Raw genomic sequence first — 16,728 nt, forward strand, 5'->3', positions numbered from 1 at the left:
ACTCCCTTAGTACCTAAGAAGCCTGAATCAGTTCAGGACGCAGATAGAACATGTTGTTTAAATTGTCACTAAAGCCAATCGGATAGCCGTCTTTCATAAAAATACTGTTGGAATCGAACGCATCACTGTGCAGCGTGATTTCTTCGTCGTATAACTCCGGTGAAATACCCCCCTCGAATAACTCCAATAACCGTGTTAATGGCGCAATGTAATGCAATAAATCCGCTTTCTGCTCATGCGTCAGTGGGGTTTTAACCCTTCTTTCGTTAGATTCTGGAGCTGCAAGGTTTTGATGTGATGACATTTTTTAATCCTCCTTTGTATTAATGATTTCTTTCGTCGAGTTCCTCCGCTGCAAAGGCCGTACATAGCCGAGACGAGGAAGGAAGCAAGGGCGGAGACAAAATTGTTGGAAAGCGCAGCGACAAGAATTTTGGTGGAGTGCACTTTACGCTTGCTGTATGACGAGATGAGGCTATGTTTTAGGCCAAGCGGAGGGGCTCGATGAAAGATTAATCACACAGGTGATGAAAATGGCAGCACCCGACTTGCAGCGAGAGAAGCGAACGGCAAGTCGCCATTAACGCTTAGCGCAGCTAAGCAGTGAACCAGGGGCGGTCCCGCAGGGAGCTGCACCCCTGCCCTTTGCGCCACGTTGAAAACGGTAAAAGGCGCAGCGGTTGACCTTTCAAGCCGGTTGTCCCCATTTTCCACATTTGGCGAGCCAGTGAGCGCGCCCCAAACAGGCGCGAGAACGAGAGTGTACGGGGAACCTGCGCCAACTGTGTGTAAATGGGGTCAATCCGGCGTTCGGCTTAATACTGGCTCAACGCCAAAATAAAGCCGTTGCCCCAAAACTCAAAATGGGCGTATCCACAAAATCAGTGGATAACTTGAAATAGCCCTGTTAATAACAAGGATAATGGTTTGATTAATGAATGAATATCAGAGCTGTTTAAAAAAGCATCACTTGATGATTAGCATTTTACGATGGGAATATCCGACAATTGAGTTGTCCAGCGGGGTGATAGAAATTGCTGCTTCATTTTCCATAAAGCGGATTGCGATTGTATTCCCTGGCCTGCAAACCAGATAGCGCCTTTTCCTCGATTAATCCGGTCAATTGTCCGCATTAACTCACCACTTTTACGAAAACTATGGCCACTTTCAAACAAATTCAGTTGCACTTGCCCTGAAGGGGTAAACTCACTGAGCAATATCCCACTTTTACTGTATTTCACATTCGGAAGCCAAAGTCGGTCAAACAAAGCGACAGCCGCCTGAATAATCTCGCGCGTATCTTGGGTAGGATAAACCAAGGCTTGGGTTTCTTGTCGATAATAGTACGGGTCATGATGGGAAAAGTGGCTACTCTGTACCCACAATGTGACTAACCGACAATACTGTTTTTCTTCACGTAGTTTTTCTGCTGCACGTTCGGCAAATGCGCACACTGATTGGCGAACTAACTCGTAGTCCATGACTTTATGGCCAAACGAACGAGAGCAAATAATTTGTTGCTTGGCGGGTGCGATTTCTTCCAGCTGAAGACAGGACTCCCCGTTCAACTCTCGTACCGTTCGCTCTAAAACGACGGAATACAGTCTACGCGCCTGGGACGTTGGCAGCCGACTTAAATCCAAGGCAGTTTCTATCCCACTTTGATTTAAGCGTTTTGCCAGTTTACGGCCAATTCCCCAAACATCCCCTACTGGCACGAGTGCCATGAGTTTTTTCTGACGACTGGGCGCACTTAAATCGACAACTCCACCTGTTTTTTTCCATGTTTTGGCGGCGTGATTTGCGAGTTTAGCTAGCGTTTTGGTACTGGAAATCCCCACTCCTACAGGCAAGTGAGCACACCGGAATACATCCTCTTTTAATTTATGGCCAAGCTCATGCCAGGAATACAACGTATCCATGCCTGTCAGGTTACAAAAACATTCGTCAATACTGTAAACCTCAATTTGAGGCACAATTTGAGCGACTACCGCCATAAACCGGTTACTAAAATCGGCATAAAGCGGGTACAGTTGGCTAAGAATTCCCGCTAAAAATAGGCGAGTAAGTGAGCAACCATTCTGCCGCATGGGTTGCTGGCGTCTAACACCAGAAAAATCCCCCTGCCCAACCCGCTGTCTATTTTTTAAGGTGGGCATTCATCTACATGTCTAATTTTTTACCAATTTGATCGCTAAGATGTACTAATTTGATTACCGAGGGAGACTGACGGACTAATTACTTAGGGGCTTAATCGTACAATCTCCACTCGACACCACACAACTCACTTCTGGACATTTCTGAGTTGCATTTTAGCTAATTTAGAAAAACATGAATTAGATAAAGTATGGAAATTTCACTCGCTTTGATGATGGTGCTCACTGATAGGGTATTCAAAACTACTGAACCGCTCAATGGCCAATATTGGTTTGCTTCAACTGTTTAAGCGCCCATCGATCAACTGATACGCACCACTTAAGCAATCATATACATATGCTAACGCAGCAACACGGTTATTTTCATGGGGTTGAATACCTATTTTTGAAGCCCACTTAACTGAAGACCCTTGCTTCATAAGGGATAAAAAATTCTTTCCAATATCAGTACCAGAATCTCCATAAAGACTAGGTGCACTGTAGTTCCACTCATTTCTAATTGCGCTAGGTAAAGCCCACCTGTCATTAGATGAAGATACAATATCCTTTAGCAGTTGACATGCTGTATTGTGTTTATCCGATACTTTTATAGGATTGATTAGGCTACTTACATTTGTCCAAGCGACTTGATGAGGTCTAGCTCCCGTTTTAATGATATCTAGTTTAATTTCATTAAAATTATTACCTTGAGAAGCCATTACAGCAAAGCTACTTGGGCCATCAATGTTAAACATCGATGATGTACCTGCTTGAGCTGCACTTAATAATCGGGTTTGATCTTCTTCTGTCAGGTTGGTTATGAATTTTCCTGCAATCCTTGAAATCTCATTGCACATGAAGTAGCAAGCATAATAAGTTGTAACAACACACCATGCAGCTTGTAGATCACCATTAACCTGTTCAGTTAAGTGTTTAATTTGGTTTTCTACACGAACTTTTCCAAAGTGAAAGTCCGTTAGAATTGCATTTAGATAGTCACTCTTCGGCATGGTAACCTCAAGGCGGCTTGAGTTGATCACTTGAACATCTATATCGACAATAGAGCTAACTAGGGCTTTTTTGAAGCTATTAGCCATCGAATAACTTGATGGCTTATCACTTCTTTGGAATCCCAGTGAAGTAAGCCTGCCTAATACTTCCTTTGATATTTCAGAACTGATCATGATTAAAACAAATCTTGAACCGAGCCAAGTTTGTGGCTATGAATTTCAATTAGCTCTTGCATTTCATCACTCATTTTCTTGATAGCATCACGGTTTGTGCCTGTATGAATAGCAAAGTTGAATGGTTTTAAACCTTCTAAGACTTCCTTTAGTGCGGAGGCAGAGTAGCTTTTTGAATACATCATTGAAAGGCCGCAAACTTGTCCAAAGATGCTAAATACAGCTTCAAAATATGCTGCTGTAGTTAGCTTTTCGCTGCTCCCTAATGTGCTTTCAAGAACACCTTGTACAGCGGAGGTATAGTTTGATAATAGACGTTTTTTATCATCGTAAGCCAAGCTAGATAATGGATGAACTTTCAATATAGGGTCTAAGGCTGCTTGAAATGGAACATGCGAGATTTTACCTCTAGAACTAGAGGTTGCACTGAGTTTTCCGTAAAGGGGAGAATCAGGCTCATTTCCAAGCTCATCGAATAATCGGGCTCTAACAGCATCGAGCGAGTCCTCTTCAGCCAAAAACTTTAACAACTCAAGACGAAGTGTTTTAGGCACGCCTTTCTGGTTAGAGTTTATATCTATAAAGTATTGAACTTCGTTAGTGTGTTCTAAACCTTTAAAAATACACACGGGTAGTTCAATATCTTGCTCTGCCAAATGAGCGCCATATAATCGATGCTGACCATCAATAACGAATAAAGAGTTAGGAATCAGTTCCATCGATAATTCAGAATTACTGAATGATATAACTGAGTTTTCTTGAGCACTCAGAATTACGGCCCCTGGGATTAGATTCCCTGAATCTAAATATTCCGCGATCAGCTTAGCTCGTGGTTCTGACAAATGACGCTGATACCCCTTTTGTGCATCCTCATCTACTCGAGAAACTGTGGCAACTTGCAAAATTTCACTAGCCTTCATTGCCGTAAGGTATAAATCAATATCATCATTACCTATGCTGAATGCCATTTTATTAATTTGAGTCATCAATTTAGTCCTTTTTCTTATTTTTTTTATGATACCAAGAACAACATCTTGTGTCTTAAATTCTGAAAGTTAAGTCACCCGTTTGTGTAGACAAATTACTGGTATTACAAAAAGTAAGTCAAATGGTGCTTTGGTGAAATGTATTTAAACGCTCACAACACACTTAGGGGCAGAGGTGAGTTAGAGCAACCTGTCGGACCTAATTGCATCGTGATTTGAATTTGACAGGTTGAGTCCAGACTAGGATGACCTCGCCACTGTCAGGGTGTGGCCTACTTATAAATGAGGGATATTTCTCCGTACTAATCCACATAAGACAATAGTCAAAGCCGAAGTCATCTGGAAACGACCTATTTTGTTCAATCACATTAACACCTAAATCATCCGTTATTCACACTGCTAAGCCTTCCCCCAGGGGGTTACGCGTTCATACATCTACTTTTTCAAGATATTTCTTAACCAATAGTAAAAATTGTAACCGCCCCTCATCTCGACGTCTAATTTATACAACCTGAAACATTACAACATGTGATGTCTAAAGTATTTCCCAACTGTAAGTGGATAATTTGAAGAAAATACAACTACTTGCTTTTGTTTGATTATCTGTTTGATTTCAAAATAAGGCGCTCCCATGCGGATATAAGGTTTCGCTTCAGCTGAACGCGCAATGACGCACCCATCGTTATTCGAAAGGCAAATAATTGGCTTTCCTTTTAAATCAGGCCTAAAGACAGATTCACAGGCGGTGTACATGGAATTAACATCGATGAGCGCAAACATATCTTTCACCGACAGGTATGCACGGCATAACGAACGACACCGAAAATTTGCACGTCCGTATCGTCATTGATGGGGATAGAGGGAAATTGGCTGTTAGCGGGAATAAGCGCTTTAGTCGGTGTGATTTGCAGGTACTTACAGGTGAATTCACCATTGTATTCGGCGACTACAATTTCCCCATGACTGGCAGTAAGGTGACTTTCAACGACTAATAAGTCACCGTCAAAAATCCCCGCATCCTTCATCGAATCCCCTGAAGCACGAAGAAAATAGGTGCTTTCAGGATAGCGAATAAGTTCAGCATCGAGCGATAAACGACGTTCGACGTAGTCTTGAGCGGGATTCCCATATGAACTCATTCTGCCCATATCTTGTCAGCTCTCTGTAGAAATTGAGGCGCTACTGAGTTCCTCCAGCGCCAAGTCGATATAGTCGCGGAGGAGGGCGCTCAATTCAGTAGGACTCCTGCCGTGTCTGAGTTCGATAGCAATGTCCTTGAGATTGGACCGTAGCGATTCAACGGCAAGCTTTGCTTTAATCAGGTCTAAGGTACTTCCAAACCTCGCCACTTCCTCGAAAGCCAAGTGAATATACGGTTCAAGACTACTGATCGAAGTATGCCCCGTGTACTCTTGAACCTTTCTCTTGAGGGTCTCACCATCCAGGAGAGCACGCCGAAAATCGTCCCCATTTTCGAATTCATGTTGCTCAATCAAAGCCACAAAAAGCTTGGTAATGAATCTATGCCGGAACATGTGTGCGCAGGCTTGCTCTTCGATCTTGGCAGCCTTGGCAAGCAGCAGTAGTTCATTCGTCAGCGTCTCGGTAGCGAGCCTTAGTCCACTACTTTCCGAAATCAGCAGATAGCCCAAGTCACTAGCGCTACCGATGGTCTTCTTAATGATCCGGTGTCGGAACTTTTCGATGAAATTTACGATCAATTCAAGGTCCATTTTGGAAACCGGCAAGTATCTGTACTCTTCCCTTCCTCCCGAGCGCTTGGCGGTGAAGACCTTGAGAACAGGCTCTTGCTTCATCTTCCTCGCGTTATAGATGTCTTCGACTCTGATGTTCGCGATCTCAACTCGCCTTGCCCCAGTAATCTCCAAAAGCTTGACCAGAATGAAACGCCGTCTTCTCTGATAGGTCGTCGTGCTCACATCCGGAATCACTTCGATCAGTTTTGCGATATTTGTAGAATTGATAGGTAAGCGCCGTGTTGGAGGCTCGGGGTTAGGAAAGGAATGGTGATGCCAATAGGTATGGACTATCTGCTTTCTCTGACCAGCCAGCTTGAACTCCTTCGTCTCAGCCCTGATCGTTCCTGCGGCGCCGACGAACGACGGTTCTAGATAGAGTTCTCCAACGAATCCTAAAAAGCCGAGGCAGGTTCTCCCTATGTTTGCCACATGGGCTGCTCTCCGTTTTCTCTGCTCTGGTTTTCGTGGATCCATTTCTCCTTGGAGCGTTCTGATGAATAGTGAAAAGCGAGAATCAGTCAACCCTATGAATGAGTAGTTGTTGTTAAAGCAAAAGCGAATAAGGTGTGAAAGAAGCTTGGCATATTGAGTAAGTGTCCCACCGCCTTCCTTACGGGAAAGTCCACGCTCAAAACAGTGCAGCATATATAGGTTCGCCTCGGTGCACGGCCTGCCATCGGGCCAACAGAGAAGCGGAATGTTATCAGCTCTGACGCTGAGGACGTGGCTATTTCGATCAACCCCGTAAGGTAATCGGAAAACATCGCTCGTTAGATTATAGAGTTTCTCATCCTTCGGCATTGGACGGGCTCTCATGTAAAGGCGTCTGAGGCCGCTTGCTTAATGAGAACATTAAAAGCAGCTCTCTACGGCGCTTTTTGAAAAGGATCAGATCTGCCGGGTCTGGGCATTTCTCGGCAAACTGTTGGGCGAGTGTTACTGATTCTCTAAAAACATTCGTAACCAGTGCGATTTCATCCCACAACTGAGAGATGGTCCTTTCCTGAGCCTTAATCTTATCTTTGAGGTCCTGCTTGGTTATAGAGGACGATGAAGGCTTGACTACGGTTGAATCGTGAATAGCTTTTGCGGCCTGGCGTCTCAGGTGATCAATAGTCGTAAACCCACCAGGGAGTATGTCATTCGCTCTGTTCTTAAGCGTATTGAGAGACATAGGAGAAATAAAAGCTTCGCTAACCGCCAGCTTTGCAAGTCCACTTTGGCTCTTCAAAGCGATCAAAAGTGTTATGTTTTCTTGATGCTCGGCGGGTGAGTGAATAATCGATTCGAGATACTCAACGCGAGAAAGAACAGATCTGTTGCTAATCTCAAGCTGAGCAGACACCTGCCGTGATGCTTTCTTCATGAATTTTCTCCGGTGATTTTAAAGAGGATCTCATGGCGCTTTCCTGTCGGTGTGTCGAAGAAGACTGGCTCTATCTTTAGCAACCCTTCCATCATTAGGTCTTCGATATAGTCTGCGACTTCATCCGACTGCATGATGGAAAATGATGACAATCCGTAACGCTCACGTAGGAGATTACCCAGATCTTCTGTGTTGCTCTGCCCTATGAGAAGTGCATCAGATGCGTATTCGGCACCGATTCTTCGCAACACCTCTCCTGGAACGGTCTCTGTGATGTAGTGATAAACATGCTCGACATTCGTATGACCCAAAAACCACCGAAGTGTGTCTAGGCCGCCAAATCCGCCGGCCCAGAAGAATGTCATAGCGAAGAAGCGTCTAAGTTGATGGGTACGAATGTAATAACGATGCCCAGTAGCGTCCTGTTGGACTTCGAAATAGTCAGAAAAGCGGTTTAGCACCTTGGCCGCGTCTACTGAACCCATCGCAGACAGGCCAACTTCGCGATAATGAGGCTTGCTGAACAGCCTATCTGAAATCGTAACTGAACTAAGCAAGGAGAGCTTCTGACGAAGATCACCCAAGCTCAGAATGCACCGGGCCGCGACATTGGGAATGGGACGAAGGACCTGTTCACGAGTCTTGCCGAAGTTCCGTTTCCGCAAGTCAAACTGTAAATAATAGCCATGGGACTTCTTAACAAGGCAGGTATCTGCCTTAAGATCCCTAAGCTCTCCAGAACGTCTGGCACTAAGCGCAGCGAGTATTATCCAGATGGCACCATAAAGTACCTCAATTAGCTGGAGCAGTCCCTCATTCTCTCTGAACCGCTTAAAAAACAGAGCGCTACCGCCTCCACGGTTCTGCCCGCGAAAATCTGCCGAGAGATCCCAGATACTTACTCCGATGTCTCGCAACCTCTTTGGGATCAGCTCTATCGTTTCAGATTGGGTCAAATCCCCGATGGCACATCCACGTGCATCAGCCTCTCGCGCCAAGGCCAGATAACCATCGATAAGGACCTGACCCAAATCTAAGTAGAACTCCACTGCGTTCCGAAACGATGAAAATACGACGTCCCGAGGCAGCGACCGGTAACGCCCGGTGCCCTTCATCTTAAGTTGCCCGAGGAAAGCTCTATTATCCAAGGCTGTTAGCGAAAGATGGTTGATATGGTCCAGCCCACAGAGCTTAAGGAGTTCCATCCGTTTAAGCGATTGTCGGTAGAAATCAACCCCAGCCTCAGAGGGAAGTGGATCATCATACAGAACCATGGACGAAACCATGGGATACTCTCTAAAGGTCTTCTCGGATGGGCTAAAGTGGAGCTCGTCCAGCACCAGCCCCCGGAATTTAGGCGTCACTAAAGTTCGCTCATGATAAATTTCAGAGTAGATACTGTTTGGAGAAACTTGATGACTAAAAAATGAATGCCCATGACTACCCGCCTTAATCGGTATGCGTTTGTAGTTTCCGTTGATCCACAGAAAAATCCTAGCCGCAACAATCTCCGACTCTGATAAGCCAAGGTTGCTCTCATCTACATCATCAACAATAGCGATTCCAGGAACCTTTGATAGAACGTACTGTGTCTCCAGCTTCGTAACCTGATGGCTGTTGAGGCGAAGGAAACGCTGTAGCTCTTCACGCGCAGCGTAGAGATTGTTCTTAGCGTACTGATCAGTAGCCAACACAGCCATGAACTCAGTTATGTCATGCGGCGTAATTAGCTTGAACTGATGGGATGCCAGTTGGAAATGCTCGGCTCTCAGGAGAAAGTAGTCGATGATACCTAAGGTCGTACGAACCCTTTGCTGTACCGTCTTCGGGGCAAGCTGGCTGCCTCCGGTGGCCAACGGATGGGACGACAGACATAAATATGCCTTTATGCTTTCCAAAAGGTTGTGATGTCTTGGGTGGGTGAGCAGTAGCCCATCATCGAGCCTAACCCTGAAATCAATAACAGTGTCTCTCTTGCCATTTTCGGCAAAACGAGCGCTCCATACTGGGTCATCGAACTTCGAATTGAGCCATTCAGCGCTTCGGAATAGTCCTAGATCCGCATCGACTGATCGCGTTATGAAGTCCAATTCGCGAGGTAGCGCGCTGCTATCATCCATAGACTAGACCCTCAAACTGTTGAGGATTCGCTATCCCCTTAGCCTTAACTAGACAACCGCGGATATATGGATCTAGATAACCATCAGATTCAATGTGAGCCTCTATCTTCGCTGCGAACTGGCTCCAGTACACAGCCGTTCCCGCCGCACGTGGGCCAGCTTGCTCAACGGCCATTTTTAGCGAGAGGAGCACACCAAGAACGCCTTCATCGATAGAAATAACGATCTCTGGATCTGACGAACCAGATATTTGCTCAGAGGAACTACTCAGCTGTTCGGGTTCTTCAGGCGGCGTTCGAAGGGCATGCGCCTCTAGAAACATATCCAACTCACTCATGCTGCTAAAGTCCGTTGCATCAAGCAGATAAGGAGAGTCCTTCATAGCGTGGACAATCACCGCGTTTTGGAAAATCCTGACCCACCGCTCTTGGAAAAACTGCATGATGGTAGGCGGCAGATAATGGTTCATGGCGACTCGTTTCGAGTTGCCTAGTGACTCTGCCATTTTCTCTATGCTTAACGACTTGAGGTAGACGAGAACACCTGCGGTAGCCCTTATCCGGGCCAGCGACAATACGGAGACCATGTCTCCTAACTCGGCGCTATGAGCTTGTATAAAGGCTTTCTGCCGGAGGATCTTGGCGAAGCTGGTCTGGTTTGTGAAAGTGTAAGGTTCCTGAAAGCCCTGACCACCCGCGACGATGAACAATCGTCGCCAGGCATCATCCCTTTTCTCCTTGAGATAGCGCCTAACCGGGGCCGTGATCTGGATAAGCAGCTCGACCACCGAAGCTGCGTCGTCGCTCAGTACAACCTCCTGTTGCTTCCCTTTCCGGTTTTTCTTCACAACAAGCACAGATCCAGAGTCGGTCTTAACAAAGCCGGTTCGCTTACCGTTTCGGTCGAATAACTCGCATTTCAATAGAGATGCCTCGGTCAGAACGGGATGCTGCGCTACTAGCCAGAGAGCGATGGGAGCAATCGCATACTTCGTCGGCATAGCCAGATTCGCCGCTAACTCCGATGTTGAAAAAGAACTCCCTGTTGCGCTTACCAAGTGGCCGCGCATAGCGTGGTCGATGATTGCAAATCCGTTGTGGGTTTCTTTTACAGTTCTGATAAGGCTGTTCATCCCCATCACAGGCTGGCCATAAGCCCGAGCAGATATTCGAGAACCTAGCGTTATCAGATCCCCTTGATCGCAGGCCTGATCAATAACGTTCAAACGATGAGCTATGTGATCAATCTCCCGTCGAGCCCACCGAACGACTTTATTGAAGTCGTCTTCGATCTGTCTGAATAGAAGCTCCGTTGCCTCCTTATCTGTGACAGACAGTGGGATCTGGGTCAAAAGCTTTTGTGATACAAGGGATTCACCATCAGCGTATCGATGGTGGCCTACTTCATGGAGGAATCGAGTGAGCTTTTTGCTCCCTTCGGGCCACACATCGCCAAGCGGGGAACACATAAGCCCTCCGCTAACCAGAACAGACTTTGCCCAACAGATGATTCTGATCCATTGGCGCTGAAGGTTTGCCAACACCCGTTCCGTCGGTTGGGTTTGGCTCCGCTCGGAGTACCCTTCGAAATGCCAGCGCTGAAAGCTCCAGAAAAGCTGATATACAAAGACTGGATCTTGGAGCACGTGAGCGTTTAAGGAAGGTCTGTCTATCGGATCATCGTCATACCAGCGCAGAAAATCATCAAATCGAGAGACCACATTAGCGTAGTTACTATAATGACTATGAGCCAAGGCGTGCTTCTTACTCTCCTGGTGTAATTCCATCGTAAAATCAGGCCCAAAAACATCGAAGATGGCTCCCATCTTTAATCGAAATGAGTTCGCGCTTCTGTCTGCGACTTGCCACCCCATGAGCTTGGCTGCTCGTACAGGGTCAATCCCAATAGCTTCAAACTGAGCGATGCATTCTCGGACCTGGCTATCTGTAAGGTCTGAATATACAAAAATATTGATAGGAGACGATTTAGACAGCTCAGCGAGGAGTTTAAAGAAATACCGGACAAGTCTCTGTCTGCCTGAGTATTTTACTTCAGCAGCCAGAAAACAGTTTGAGTAAAGCGCGCCATAGAAAAGGCGCTGAATGCTCAGAAAAGCATTTGTTCGAAGGTCTAGAGTGCTTGTGATAGGTGGATGGTTGATTAGCCACAGGAAACATTCGAAGTAGAACACAGCCCTATTAGCGCTCCGCCGCTGGGACGGCGGTAAATTAGCAAGGTGAGATTGAATTAGAAGCAAAACATTACCGGACAGAACCAGAAACTGGAAATTCTTATCTGTGTGGCCTTTCGTAATGATACCTTGGGGAAAACTTTTTGGGGAAACCCGACTCATAAAGAGATCTCACTCACCTTGCTCTACAAGATAAGCCTACTATAAAAAACTGTATATACATACAGTTTTTTATAGCGCGAGATACTGCTAAATGACCACACTGCTCAACTACGGCCGCAGATAACTACCGTATAGCCGTCTCTGAGGAGCAGCGTTAAAGGGGGAGAGGGCATACGCTCACTGTTGCTTTAACAGAGCCAACTGAAATTTCCGGAACCGGACGTTAGATGATTTTCCTGCGCATATACCGGAGTCGGCACAATGCGGACATACGGAGCGGCCTGATCGATGTCTTTAGCTGCGATTTAGCTGCCGCTATAAAGGAAGATTGAAAGAACACCTCTCATCTTATGATGCTGAGGTGCTTAGTACCCGCCAAGTTGCCTTAGTTATAAGAAGCGAAAATTTCTCTACCTATTTTGGCAATAGCTTTATTTCTCTCGTCAAACGAAGCTTCAGTCTGGGTGAGATATATCGCAACAATTAATGGCTGCTGTTCATTTGACCAAATCGCAGCGGTGATTCCCCTAGACCCAAAACCACCAGCACCCGACCTATCAGCAATTGACCACCCCTCTGGTAGCACTGAACGCAACAAGCTATCGGACACCTTGTTGCCAGCCATCCATTCAATTAATTGTTCTTTAGAGCCACTTGAGAGTTTCTCGCCATAAAGCAGTTTCCCGAGGCTTTTTACAATCGCGTTAGGTGTTGTTGTATCACGCTCATCCCCGCTTCGCGCTTCATTTAAATGAGGCTCTATACGATCCAGTCGCGTTACTTCATCACCGAGTTCTTTCATGAACAAGGTCAATTCAGATGGGCCACTAATACCGTCCAGTACTATATTAGCCGCTGTGTTGTCACTCATAACCAATGCAGCCGTGCAAGCCTGCTTGAGGGAAAAGCTCTCTCCAACAAGCTTTTCTGTTATCGGCGACCAAGTAATAAGGTCTTGTTCCTCAATCTTCACAGATCGATCAATCGACAGCTTCGCCGTTTCAACATCGTGGAGCAATTTCGCACATGCAAGAGGTTTAAAGGTGCTCATCAACGGAAAACGTGAATCGCCGTTGTAATGCCAAAGGTAACCATCAGAAACGCTGTAGATTGAGACTCCTACTTTAGCACCCAGGTTTTGCTCTACCTCTTTGATGCTGTTGACTATCAGGTCTGGAGAAGAGTTGGCAGGAATGCTGAGGGTTAAGCTGCTTAACAGCGATACAAAAACAACAAATTTGGAGTACATACGATAGTTTTTTCCTAGATATAAAGAAAGGTGTTTCCTGCTCGCGATGATACATCAAAACGAATATCGATTAAAGAATTAGCGTCTGTTATGGGTCGCGACCTGCGGTTTAAAGCAGCTTCGAGTGAAAGAGAATTGCGTCTGCTTTACCAGTTTGTTTAAAAACTCTCACGGTTCGGAGTGGGCCAGCGCTTATCGAGGCCACCGAAGTTGTTCCGTCTCGCCTGAGTCGGACAAGGCCATTTATATTATTTAGTTAACTAGCCTAACTCAACTTTGCTCGGATGAGCGCTAAGGCAACCAATTAGGGGATCCCAGCGGGGATCAGTGAAAAAACTCGACCGAGTGATAGTTGTCAACGCCGTAAAAGTAGGTATGAACGAGATTTATCTTACTATCTTATTATTTTTTCGTTATTTATTAATAGATTTCAGAACATTGACAAAAAAGAGCAATATGGGAAAAGCGCTGGACTGGGAAAACCACAGGCAACTAGACTCTCGAAAATAGGAATTTGCATAGGGCACCAATACTGTATAAATACACAGTATAAGTATACTTTACTCCATTTTAAAAAACAAACATGTGAATTTATAATTCACATCTACTATTTCGCATGCGAAATGGTTTTCTAATTCCTTCTATACAAACGTAATACATCAGATGTTAATTTATAATGCTGCTTACCCCACCGTCCAAAAATGTTCTCCTCAATATAATCTCGGTTATTTTTGTCACCTTGATCTCTATAGTAGTATATTAAAATGATTCCTTTATCTTTTAGATAGTTTGCAACTTGAGTTATATTTGTCCTTACATAACCAGTATTTGATTGGAACAAATCAAGATCAATACCATCGAATCCGTTATCAAAAGCATCAAGTAAATATGCTAGCAAGGATGATGATATTGAACGACGTCCTGAAGATGTAATTATTTTTTCTAGTCCCGAAAAAGTCATTTTCTTTTTTTATGCCTTCTAAAATTTGCATCTTCCTCTATGGCTGCAGTAATCCAGCCTGCTGCAATATCTTTATTTATATGTTTAGGTAGATAACTTAACATCTCAGCTATACTATTTTTCTTATATAACCGTTGTAATAGAGATGCCATTCCGCACCATTCTACATGTGTGCTTGGTTTCCATTCATTAGCAAATAATAATAGAAGAGCGCTTTGTGCAGCCCAAAGTGGCGTGTTTGTCGGTGTTGTTTTTGTCCATTGGATTAATGCAGAACCTGGAATTGATTTAGACCTTTCAGTAAGACCGAGTTCAATAGCTGTTTGACATAATATTTTTGATTTTTCTGTTGCTGTACCAGATATTTGCAATAACCATGTTTTAATAATCTGGCCACGAAACTCTGTGGCCATAGTTGAAAATGGCGTACCTATCATTTGATCTGTACTAACCCTTTTACTATTAATTTATCAACATTGACAGAGTTGATGCTATTTTCAAGCTTTACCCATACAACCCCGTCACTTTCAGGCTTTTTATCCGTGAGAATAATACCTATCTTGTTATCAAACTCCACCTGAACATGCCACACATCATTTGTATTAACTTGAGATTTTGAATGAGAAACTTGTTTTGATTTCGCATGCGAAATTTTTTCTTTATCTCTATTTTTTATTTTACTTAATTCATCTTTTGCTTCATTACGAGAAACACCATTTTTTCTTGCTTTTTCAACAAGTTTTTCAGCAATTTTGGGGTTAATTTCATTTATCTGAGTAAGTGTATATGCTAAGTCTACATCTAAAGTTACTTTATCTTTTAGTAATGTGGTAACACTTTCAGGAGCACTTATTAATTTTAAATGTTTACTCACAAATGATGTAGGTTTACCTACAGTTTTTGCTATTTCTTCTCCAGTCATTCCATGAACTGTTTTAAGCTCATTAAATGCTACTGCTGTTGCTAAAGGTTTAAGGCCGGATTGTTGTAGGTTTTCTATCAACTGACCAATAATTCGAAATTTATCGTTTTTGGGTGGAGAACCGACATAAATATCAATAAAGGTATCTCCTCTTTTTTTTGCTGTTCGCCAACGAGTTTCACCCATCCAAATCCTATAACCAGTCCTATCTTTTGGATAACAACGCGGTGGTGTTAATATCCCTACAGTGTTAAATGTATCAGCCATTCCCTCTATTATGGAGTCATCAAAATCTTCCTCTGGACGAACTTGACTCTCTGCATAAACTTCATCTATTGAAACTCTAATTATTTGCCCTTCCGTTTCTAATTCAGGGCGGGCAATATCAGTCATAATTTGGTGAGCAGCAATATCTCTGATTTCCTCATTAGGTGACTTAGTTTCAATAACTTTGTTAATTGCTTCGGTTGCCGATTTACGATTTTGATCACGTAGTCGACTCAAAAATTGTTTTTTAGCCATTTAATTTATCCTACCTGTTTCACAATTCGTTTTGCTAATTCTTCATATTGAATTGCTGGTTTAGATTTAGGCTCATATTCTTTAAATGTCATACCTAATTCTATAGCTTCTTTTGCTGTTGCTTGAGCAAACGAAATATAAGCTAAGATATAATCTTGGGTATAACCTTTATCTTCAAGTATTTCGACTAGCATATTAAGGTTATGAGTATCCACAGCCCCCAAATAACCATCAAAAAGTGGTTTTGAATAGTTCGCAACTGTAGCTTGAGTCACATAGGTTCCCAAAAATTGTAACGATGGATTATAGTTTTTCTTTATTTTTTGCATGTAAGTTAATTGTTTAGCTACAGCATTCCTTGATTGTTTTTCTAGTAAGGTTGGAATTAATAAATAATCAGCAGCCATATGACTTGCTACCATTACATTAGAATATGAAGGGGCTGAGTCTATAAAAATAAAATCATATTTTTCCTTCAATTCTAATATACGATCTCGGAAATCAAACATACAATCAGAGTGTCTATAGTTAACCTCATTAAGTTCACTCGTTGTGCCTATGAAGTCACGTCCATCATCTAGAGTTATCGGTTTAATGTCAGTATTAGAAAAAAACAATTGATAGGTATTAGCCTCACCAGGGGTGAACTCATGCTTTAATGGTTCTTTTTCAATTTCCAATGGAAGTTCATTCGGAAAGGTACGTTCTGTTAACCCTGTAGTCCAATCCGCATCAATTTCTAGAACTGAATACCCCATTTTTTGCAAGTTGAAAGATATTTCATTAGTAGATTGAGACTTAACTACACCACCTTTCTGGCTGCACACTACTATTAGCTTGCCAAGTTTTTTTCCTGTTTTGAGTTCCATATTAGAATCCTTAGTATTTCGCATGCGAAATGTTGAGAAAGGTGTGGTGTGACAAGAATATACTTATATTAATATCAATTTTCATATCCACTCCTATGAGTCAGGCGTTTCGCCTAAAAAGACACAACTTCATGTATCTTTGAAAGCTATGAATCTAAATTCATATCTTGAGGGGATTATATCATAAATTCATTGCATATCAATATTGATATGCAATGAATTTCGCAAGCGAAATTTTCTAAAAAATTATCTTATGCTTACATTAAGAACCTTCAACATACCATTTAAGTATAACTAAATG

Annotated in this window: 14 protein-coding genes and 1 pseudogene; all 15 read right to left on the reverse strand. The window is 43.5% G+C overall.

Features of this window, described 5'->3' with window-relative positions; all coding sequences use genetic code 11:
* Nucleotides 1–13 precede the first annotated feature (13 nt).
* On the reverse strand, nucleotides 14–304 hold the full coding sequence (locus M1F17_RS22465; protein ID WP_140172779.1) for a hypothetical protein: 291 nt from the start codon (nucleotides 302–304) through the stop codon (nucleotides 14–16).
* A gap of 673 nt (nucleotides 305–977) precedes the next feature.
* Nucleotides 978–2,159: a translesion error-prone DNA polymerase V subunit UmuC gene (gene umuC, locus M1F17_RS22470; protein WP_140172781.1), complete on the reverse strand. Its 1,182-nt coding sequence runs from the start codon at nucleotides 2,157–2,159 to the stop codon at nucleotides 978–980.
* A 275-nt stretch (nucleotides 2,160–2,434) separates the two neighbouring features.
* Complete coding sequence (locus M1F17_RS22475) at nucleotides 2,435–3,319, reverse strand: hypothetical protein (protein ID WP_140172782.1); 885 nt, start codon at nucleotides 3,317–3,319, stop codon at nucleotides 2,435–2,437.
* Between the two features lie 2 nt (nucleotides 3,320–3,321).
* Nucleotides 3,322–4,305 carry a DGQHR domain-containing protein gene (locus tag M1F17_RS22480; RefSeq protein ID WP_071979582.1) on the reverse strand — a complete coding sequence of 328 codons (984 nt, stop codon included), beginning with the start codon at nucleotides 4,303–4,305 and terminating at the stop codon, nucleotides 3,322–3,324.
* 555 nt (nucleotides 4,306–4,860) lie between these two features.
* Nucleotides 4,861–5,085, reverse strand: a pseudogene (locus M1F17_RS22485) (SOS mutagenesis and repair protein); the annotation flags it as partial.
* Between the two features lie 5 nt (nucleotides 5,086–5,090).
* Nucleotides 5,091–5,444, reverse strand: a complete 354-nt coding sequence (gene umuD, locus M1F17_RS22490; protein WP_318837472.1) for a translesion error-prone DNA polymerase V autoproteolytic subunit — start codon at nucleotides 5,442–5,444, stop codon at nucleotides 5,091–5,093.
* 15 nt (nucleotides 5,445–5,459) lie between these two features.
* The gene (locus M1F17_RS22495; protein WP_025441395.1) at nucleotides 5,460–6,866 is read right to left on the reverse strand and encodes a site-specific integrase; all 1,407 of its coding nucleotides are present in this window, start codon (nucleotides 6,864–6,866) and stop codon (nucleotides 5,460–5,462) included.
* On the reverse strand, nucleotides 6,853–7,431 hold the full coding sequence (locus M1F17_RS22500) for a hypothetical protein (RefSeq protein WP_025441396.1): 579 nt from the start codon (nucleotides 7,429–7,431) through the stop codon (nucleotides 6,853–6,855). Before M1F17_RS22500 ends, M1F17_RS22495 begins: the two co-directional genes overlap by 14 nt.
* Nucleotides 7,428–9,551, reverse strand: a complete 2,124-nt coding sequence (locus tag M1F17_RS22505; protein WP_025441397.1) for a site-specific integrase — start codon at nucleotides 9,549–9,551, stop codon at nucleotides 7,428–7,430. Before M1F17_RS22505 ends, M1F17_RS22500 begins: the two co-directional genes overlap by 4 nt.
* On the reverse strand, nucleotides 9,544–11,904 hold the full coding sequence (locus M1F17_RS22510; RefSeq protein WP_025441398.1) for a hypothetical protein: 2,361 nt from the start codon (nucleotides 11,902–11,904) through the stop codon (nucleotides 9,544–9,546). The genes M1F17_RS22505 and M1F17_RS22510 overlap by 8 nt, the downstream gene beginning before the upstream one ends.
* A gap of 385 nt (nucleotides 11,905–12,289) precedes the next feature.
* Nucleotides 12,290–13,153, reverse strand: coding sequence for a class A beta-lactamase (gene bla / locus M1F17_RS22515; protein WP_102139633.1), 864 nt, complete (start codon nucleotides 13,151–13,153; stop codon nucleotides 12,290–12,292).
* 631 nt (nucleotides 13,154–13,784) lie between these two features.
* The gene (locus M1F17_RS22520; protein ID WP_071548935.1) at nucleotides 13,785–14,114 is read right to left on the reverse strand and encodes a hypothetical protein; all 330 of its coding nucleotides are present in this window, start codon (nucleotides 14,112–14,114) and stop codon (nucleotides 13,785–13,787) included.
* Nucleotides 14,111–14,551 carry a hypothetical protein gene (locus M1F17_RS22525; RefSeq protein ID WP_140172785.1) on the reverse strand — a complete coding sequence of 147 codons (441 nt, stop codon included), beginning with the start codon at nucleotides 14,549–14,551 and terminating at the stop codon, nucleotides 14,111–14,113. Before M1F17_RS22525 ends, M1F17_RS22520 begins: the two co-directional genes overlap by 4 nt.
* Nucleotides 14,548–15,558 carry a ParB/RepB/Spo0J family partition protein gene (locus tag M1F17_RS22530; protein WP_140172786.1) on the reverse strand — a complete coding sequence of 337 codons (1,011 nt, stop codon included), beginning with the start codon at nucleotides 15,556–15,558 and terminating at the stop codon, nucleotides 14,548–14,550. Before M1F17_RS22530 ends, M1F17_RS22525 begins: the two co-directional genes overlap by 4 nt.
* A 5-nt stretch (nucleotides 15,559–15,563) precedes the next feature.
* Nucleotides 15,564–16,427, reverse strand: a complete 864-nt coding sequence (locus tag M1F17_RS22535; protein ID WP_071548932.1) for a ParA family protein — start codon at nucleotides 16,425–16,427, stop codon at nucleotides 15,564–15,566.
* Between the last annotated feature and the right edge of the window lie 301 nt (nucleotides 16,428–16,728).

Source organism: Providencia sp. PROV073 (assembly GCF_033688125.1).
GTDB classification, from domain to species: domain Bacteria; phylum Pseudomonadota; class Gammaproteobacteria; order Enterobacterales; family Enterobacteriaceae; genus Providencia; species Providencia hangzhouensis.